The following is a 1,693-nucleotide window of genomic DNA, read 5'->3' as shown; positions in this document are numbered from 1 at the left end:
GCATTGGCTGGCGCCGCTGTGCATGGCCGCCGCCGCCGCGCTGGCCACCCTGGCTGGCTGCCGCGCGCGCCAGCAGATCGAACGCCTGGATGCGGCGCTGGCGCGTGCCGCGCTGGCCGAGTCCGAGCGCAACGCCCTGCAGCACGACGTGCACGTGCGCGAGCGGCTGGAACAGGAACTGCTGCAGGCCAAGCAGGCCGCCGAGGCCGCCGTGCTGGCCAAGGGCGAGTTCCTGGCGACGATGAGCCACGAGATCCGCACCCCGCTCAACGGCATCATCCCGATGCTGGAACTGATCGGGCGCGGCCCGCTCGGCCTGGACCAGCGCGAGATGCTGCGCGCGGCCAACACCTCCTCGCTGCAACTGCTGCGCATCGTCGACGACATCCTGGACTACTCCAAGCTGGAAGCGAACCGGCTGGAGCTGGAGATCACCACCTTCAACCTGCGCGAACTGCTCGACGGCGTGCTGGAGCTGATGCAGCGCGCGGCCGAGGCCAAGGGCCTGCGCATGGCGCTGCAACTGGACCCGGCGGTGCGCCTGCCGGTGCGCGGCGATCCGGTGCGCCTGCGCCAGGTGCTGAGCAACCTGCTCGGCAACGCGGTCAAGTTCACCGCGCGCGGCGGCATCGACCTGGGCGTGCGCCGGCTCGGCGAGACCCCGGCACAGCACCTGCTGCGCTTCGAGGTACGCGACACCGGCATCGGCATCAGCGCCGAGCGCCAGGAGCACCTGTTCCAGGCCTTCACCCAGGCCGACGCCTCCACCACCCGCCTGTACGGCGGCACCGGGCTGGGCCTGACCATCTGCAAGCGCATCGTCGAACTGATGGGCGGGCGCATCGGCGTGGCGTCGCGGCAGGGCCAGGGCGCCACGTTCTGGTTCGAGATCCCGCTGCTGAAGGTGATCGGCGACCTGCCGCAGAATCCGGGCGGCCTGCCGCGGCTGCATGCGCTGCTGGTCGGCGCCGACCAGCGCCTGCAGCAGCGCCTGAACGTGCTGCTGCCGAACTGGGGCGTGCAGGTGAGCAAGGTCGATTCGACCCAGGAGGCGCTGGAGCGGCTGCGCGGCAACGGCAGTGGCGGTAGTGTGCGCCCGACCTACGACCTGGTGATCGGCGACCTGGACGGGCTGCGGCAGAGCGCGCGCGCCCTGCAACGGGCGGTGGCGCGCCTGCCGGCGCCGCAGACCGCGCGGTTGATCTGGCTGTATGGCGAGGCCGACATTCCCGAGGAAATCCGCGCGCACGGCGCGCTGCTGTCGCGTCAGGCCGCCGACATCGACCTGCGCAGCATGCTGGCGCTGGCCCCGGCGACGCCGAGCCTGGCCAGCGAGACCGCTGGCGATGGCGCCGACACCGCCGACGCGTTCTACCACGATGCCTTCGCAACGGACCTCATGGACGCCCCCGCACCGGCCCGCGCCGCGGAACCGACGACCGTGGTGGCCGACGCGTCGCCGCCGCGCAGCGGCTACCGCCTGCTGCTGGTCGAGGACAATCCGGTCAACCTGATGGTGGCGCGGCGGCTGCTGGAATCGCTCGGCCACCACGCCGACAGCGTCGAGGACGGCGCCGCCGCATTGGCGCAGTTGTCGCGGCAGTCGTACGACCTGGTGATGATGGACTGCCAGATGCCGGTGCTGGACGGCTACGCCGCTACCCGGCAGTGGCGCCAGCGCGAGGCCGATGCG

The 1,693-nt window shown here is 72.0% G+C and carries 1 protein-coding gene; it reads left to right on the top strand.

Translation table 11 applies throughout. The features are described from left to right. Positions 1-148: 148 nt before the first annotated feature. A partial coding sequence (locus D180_RS22390) for an ATP-binding protein (RefSeq protein ID WP_043091576.1) occupies positions 149-1,693 on the top strand: 1,545 nt, incomplete at its 3' end.

It is taken from the genome of Xanthomonas sp. SHU 166 (genome assembly GCF_000364685.1).
In the GTDB taxonomy this organism is placed as follows: Bacteria; Pseudomonadota; Gammaproteobacteria; order Xanthomonadales; family Xanthomonadaceae; genus Xanthomonas_A; species Xanthomonas_A sontii.
The sequence above is the reverse complement of the archived record's forward strand: the minus strand, read 5'-3'. Positions and strand labels throughout refer to the sequence as shown.